This is a genomic window from Kitasatospora sp. NPDC034023 (genome assembly GCF_055575795.1).
This window is the reverse complement of record NZ_JBVIRY010000090.1, coordinates 1-5,825: the sequence shown is the minus strand read 5'-3', so window position 1 is coordinate 5,825 and position 5,825 is coordinate 1. Positions and strand designations below refer to the sequence as shown.

The 5,825-nt window shown below is 72.9% G+C and carries 2 protein-coding genes; both read right to left on the bottom strand.

From position 1 onward, the window contains the following. Positions 1-5,453 (bottom strand): amino acid adenylation domain-containing protein (locus tag ACZ52R_RS43190; protein ID WP_465755552.1); only part of this gene is annotated, 5,453 nt, incomplete at its 3' end. 201 nt (positions 5,454-5,654) lie between these two features. Continuing rightward, a partial coding sequence (locus ACZ52R_RS43185; protein WP_465665813.1) for a phosphopantetheine-binding protein occupies positions 5,655-5,825 on the bottom strand: 171 nt, incomplete at its 5' end.

Below are 5,825 nucleotides of genomic sequence, written 5' to 3'. Positions count from 1 at the left end.
TGGATGGTGTTGAGGGTGTGGGGGGTGAGGGCTTCGCCGGCGAGGACGATGGTGTGGGGGGTGGGTGTGACGTGGGGGGTGGTGAGGATGTGGGCGAGGGCGGAGGGGACGGCGCTGATGAGGGTGCCGTTCCAGGTGTGGTGGGTGGGTTCGGTGAGGGTGAGCAGGTTGCGGACGATCTCGATGGTGCCGCCGGTGGTGAGGGGTCCGAAGAGTTCGAAGACGGAGACGTCGAAGTTGAGGGAGGTGGCGGCGAGGGTGTGGGTGAAGTGGTGGTCGCCGAAGGTGTCGGCGGCCCAGGTGAGGAGCTTGGTGATGTTGCGGTGGGTGATCACCACGCCCTTGGGGCGGCCGGTGGAGCCGGAGGTGTAGATCACGTAGGCGGGGTGCGCGGGCAGTGCGGTGACGACCGGGTTGCTGCGCGGGCGGGTGGAGAGGTCGGCCTGGTCGAGCAGGATGGTGCGAATTCCGTTGGTGGGTGCGGTGATGGTGCTGGTGGTGAGGAGCAGGGTGGGGTTGGCGTCGGTGAGCATGTGGGTGACGCGGTCGGTGGGGTAGTCGGGGTCGATGGGCAGGTAGGCGCCGCCGGCCTTGAGGACGGCCAGGAGGGCGGTCATCAGGTGGGCGGTGCGTTCCATGCGGATCGCGACCAGTGACTCCGGGCGGACGCCCTGTTCGGCGAGGAGGTGGGCGAGCCGGTTGGCGCGCTCGTTCAACTCCCGGTAGGTGACCTGTTCGTCGCCGTGGATGACGGCGACGGCGTCGGGGGTGCGGGCGGCCTGGGCCTCGAAGAGCGCGGGCAGTACGGTCTCGGTCGGGACGCTGTGGGTGGCGCCGGACCAGTCCTGGAGCAGGAGGTGGCGTTCGTCGTCGGCGAGTACGTCGACGGCGCTGACGCGCAGGGACGGGTCCCCGGCGACGGTGGCGAGCACGCGCAGCCACCGCTCGCCGATCGTCCGTACCGATGCCGCGTCGAACAGGTCCGCCGCGTACGTGACCCGCACCGCCAGTCCGTCCGGCGCGCCGGTCGTGTTCACCGCCTCGCTGACACTCAGCTCCAGGTCGAACTTGGCGACCGGGGCCGCACCGGGCTCCGCCGTCACCGTCAGGCCCGGGAGTTCGACGGTTGCCCGCTCGTTGTTCTGCAGGCTGAGCATGACCTGGAAGAGCGGGTGCCGGGCCATCGAGCGCGCGGGTGCCAGCTCCTCGACGAGGCGCTCGAACGGCACGTCCTGGTGCGCGAACGCGCCCAGCGCGGCGTCGCGGACCCGGCCCAGCAGCTCGGCGAAGGTCGGATCGCCGCCCAGATCGGTGCGCAGGACCAGGGTGTTGACGAAGAACCCGACCAGCTCGTCCAGCGCCTCATCGGTACGGCCGGCGACCGGCGTACCGATCGGAACGTCCTCCCCGGCACCGAGCCGGGACAGCAGCACACCCAGCGCCGCCTGCAGTACCATGAACATCGTGGCACCCTGCGAGCGGGCCACCTCGGCCAGCAGGGCGTGCAGCTCCGCCGGCACGGCGAGGTCGACCGAGCCGCCGCGGTGCGAGGCGACGGCCGGGCGCGGCCGGTCGAAGGGAAGCGCCAGCTCCTCCGGTACCGCCGCCAACTCCCGTCGCCAGTACGCCAACTGCTGCTCGAGCAGGTCGCTTCGCGACTCCTCGCCGCCGAGCAGCTCGCGCTGCCAGAGGGTGTAGTCGGCGTACTGCACCGGCAGCGGCGCCCACGCGGGTGCCCGGCCGTTGACGCGCGCCGCGTACGCGGCCGACAGGTCACGCCCCAGCGGAGCCATCGACCAGCCGTCACCAGCGATGTGATGGACCGTCACCACCAGGACGTGTTCCTGTGGCGCCAGTGCGAACAGCCAGGCCCGTACGGGGATTTCCGCCGACAGGTCGAAGGCGAGCCCGGCCGCCCGGGCGACGGCCTCGGCCAGCTCCACCTCGGTGGTGTCGGCCACGGTCAGGCCGAAGCCGAGCCGGTCGAGGTCAGCCGGGAGCACCTGCTGATGCGGGTTTCCGCTGTGGGCGGGGAAGACCGTACGCAGTACCTCGTGGCGGCCGATCAGGTCGAGCAGGGCCGCGTGGAGTGCGGCGCGGTCGAGCTCGCCGGTGAGCCGCAGCGCGACCGGGATGTTGTAGGTGGCGCTCGGCCCATCCAACTGGGCGAGGAACCAGAGCCGTTGCTGGGCGAAGGACAGCGGTACCCGCTCGGGCCGCTCCCCGGTGGCGACCACCGGCGGGCGGACCAGAGCGCCCGGGTCCAGGTGACGTGCCAGGGCGGCGGGGGTGGGTGCCTCGAAGAGGGTGCGCAGCGACAGTTCGATGCCCAGGACCGAGCGGATCCGGCTGATCAGTCGCACCGCCAGCAGCGAGTGCCCGCCGCTCGCGAAGAAGTCGTCCTCCGGGCCGACCGCCGCCACTCCTAGCACCTCGGAGAACACGCCGCAGAGCAGTTCCTCCTGCTCCGTGCGTGCGGCGCGGCCCGCCGCCGTCGCCCCGTAGTCCGGGGCGGGCAGGGCGCGGCGGTCGAGCTTCCCGTTGGAGGTCAGCGGCAGGGCGTCCAGGACCACCACGGCCGACGGCACCATGTAGTCGGGCAGACGGGCCCCGACCGTTGCGCGGACCAGCGCGGGCAGCTTCTTGGTGCTCTCCGCGCCGGGGGCCGGGACGACGTAGGCGACGAGGCGCTTGTCGCCGGGCATGTCCTCGCGGGCGACGACCACGGCCCGCGCGAGTCCGGGGCAGTCGGCGACGGCGGCCTCGACCTCGCCGAGTTCGATGCGGAAGCCGCGGATCTTCACCTGCTCGTCGGCGCGGCCGAGGAACTGCAGGTTGCCGTCGGCGGTCCAGCGCACCACGTCACCCGTGCGGTACATCCGCTCGCCGGGGGCGCCGTACGGGCAGGCCACGAAGCGCTCCGCGGTCAGCCCGTGCCGGCCCAGGTAGCCGCGCGCCAACTGGGCGCCCGCGATGTACAGTTCGCCGGCGACACCGGGCGGCACCGGGCGCAGCGTGTCGTCCAGGACGTAGGCGCGGGTGTTCCACATCGGCCGGCCCATCGGCACCACGGCGGTGTCGGTCACCGTCCGCGGGTCCACCGGGAAGTCGGTGCAGCCGACGGTCGCCTCGGTCGGCCCGTAGTGGTTGACGATCGCCACGCCGGGGTGGCGCGCCGACCAGGCGCGGATCGCCTCGGCACGCACGGCCTCGCCGCCGACCATCAGCTGCCCGGTCGGCGCGCACTCCTCGGGCAGCGCGTCCATGAAGGCCAGGTGGCTGGGAGTGCCCTTGAGGAAGGTCAGCCGCTCGCCGGCCAGCAGGGCGGGCAGCCGCTCGTCGAGTGCGGCGACCACCACGCGGCCGCCGCAGGTCAGCGCGCCGTAGAGGCCGGTGACGCCCGCGTCGAAGGAGATGGAGGCATGCAGCAGGGTGCTGCCGGTGAGTGTGGGGTAGGCCCGGTGGCAGCGGACCACGTAGTTCACCAGGGCCCGGTGCTCGATCAGCACACCCTTGGGGCGGCCGGTGGAGCCGGAGGTGTAGATGACGTACGCGGGGTGCGCGGGGAGCAGCTCGGGGCAGGGCAGGGCGGAGCCGTCGTAGGAGTCCAGGTCGGTCTCGTCCAGCAGGATCCGGGGCAGCGGGCCGCGGGCGCCGGCGGTGCCCGGCAGACCGGTGGTGCTGGGCAGACCGGTGGTGCTGGGCAGACCGGTGGTGCTGGGCAGACCGGCGGCGAGGTCGCCGGTGGTGACCAGGGCGACCGGCCGGGCGTCGTCGAGCATGTAGGCGATCCGGTCGGCCGGGTACTCCGGGTCGACCGGCACGTAGGCGGCACCGGACTTCAGCACCGCGAGCAGCGCGATCACCAGCTCGGCCGAGCGTCCGAGGCAGACCGCGACCAGCGACTCCGGGCCGACGCCGCGCTCCCGCAGCAGCCGGGCCAGCCGGTTGGCCCGGGCGTCCAGCTCCGCGTAGGAGAGCCGCTGCCCCTCGGCGACCACCGCCACCGCGTCGGGAGTACGGGCGACCTGGGCGGCGAACAGCGCGGGCAGGTGGGCGGGCGCCACCTCGACGGCGGTGTCGTTCCACTCCTCCAGGATCCGGACCTGCTCGGCGTCGTCGAGCACCCGCACCGCGCTGACCCGGGTGGCCGGCTCCTCGGCGAGAGCCGTCAGTACCCGTACCAGGCGCTGGGCGACGGCTTCGACGGTAGCCCGGTCGAAGAGGTCGGCGGCGTACGTGGCCCGCACCGCCAGCCCGGCCGGGCCACCCGCCGGGTCGAGGTTCTCGCCGACCTCGAAGGAGAGGTCGAAGCGGGCCGAGGCCGTCTGCGCGGCCAGCGGGCGCACGGTGACACCGGGCAGCTCGAGGGTCGCCTGCGCGTTGTTCTGCAGGCTGAGCATGACCTGGAAGAGCGGGTGGCGGGCCAGTGAGCGCACGGGTGCCAGGTCCTCGACCAGGCGCTCGAAGGGCACGTCCTGGTGCTCGAAAGCGCCGAGGCCGGTCTCGCGGACCCGGTCGAGCACCTCGGCGAGCGAAGGGTCGCCGGTCAGGTCCGTGCGCATCACCAGGGTGTTGACGAAGAAGCCGACCAGCTCGTTCAGGTCCTCGTCGGTGCGGCCGGCGATCGGCGTGCCGATCGGGATGTCCCGACCGCCGCCGAGCCGGGAGAGCAGGACGGCGAGCGCCGTCTGCAGCACCATGTACATCGTCACACGCTGCTGCTTCGCCAACTCGGCCAGCTTGGCGTGCAGTTCGGCCGGAACGAGCAGCTCGACGGACTCGCCCCGGTTCGAGGCGGTGGCCGGGCGCGGCCGGTCGTACGGCAGCGCCAACTCCTCCGGGACCCCGGCCAACGCCTGCCGCCAGTAGCCGAGTTGCTCGGTCAGCAGGCTCTCCGGGTCCTGGTCGTCGCCGAGCAGCTCGCGCTGCCAGAAGGTGTAGTCGGCGTACTGGACGGGCAGCGGCTCCCACTCGGGCGCCCGGTCGGCCAGTCGCGCGGTGTACGCGGTGGCGATGTCGCGCGCCAGCGGCTCGAGGGACCAGCCGTCACCGGCGATGTGGTGGACAACCACGGCCAGTACGTGGTCCTCCGGGGCGACCGTGAGCAGCGTCGCCCGGATCGGGATCTCCTCGTGCAGGTCGAACGGGTGCCCCAGGACCCGGGCCACCGCCTCGGCCAGCTCCGCCTCCCCGGCGGGCTCGGCCGTCGCCAGCTCGAACGCGGCCAGCTCGGTCGGCAGCACCCGCTGGCGGGGCTCGCCGTCCACCGCCGGGAAGACGGTGCGCAACACCTCATGACGGTCGATCACATCGCGCAGAGCTGCCTCAAGCGCCGCCGGGGACAGCGTCCCCGTCAGCCGGAGCACCACCGGGATGTTGTACGTCGCGCTCGGGCCGGTCAACTCGCCCATGAACCAAAGGCGGCGCTGCGCGTACGACAACGGAATCATCTGGAGTCCCCTAGCTGTGAGACGGGCCGGCCGCAGGGGCCGGGTCGTGCGATGGATCAGGTCTGGTGTGGTGCTTGTGCGGCCGAAGCTGGTCGGGCCAGGTCGGGCCGGGTCGGGCCAAGTCGGCCAGGCCGGACGCCCGACGGGCCGGATCGCCCGCCAGGCGGCGTCCTTCAGTCGGTCGCCGTCAGTCGGCCTTCGTCAGTCGGCCTCCGTCGGTCGCTTCACCGACCGCAGGCTCGGCCGGGCCCGCTTGGCGGGCTTCAGCCGTTCCGCGAGGGCGGCGGGGGTGGGTGCTTCGAAGAGGGTGCGCAGGGGGAGTTCGGTGCCGAGGGTGGTGCGGATGCGGCTGGTGAGGCGGGTGGCGAGGAG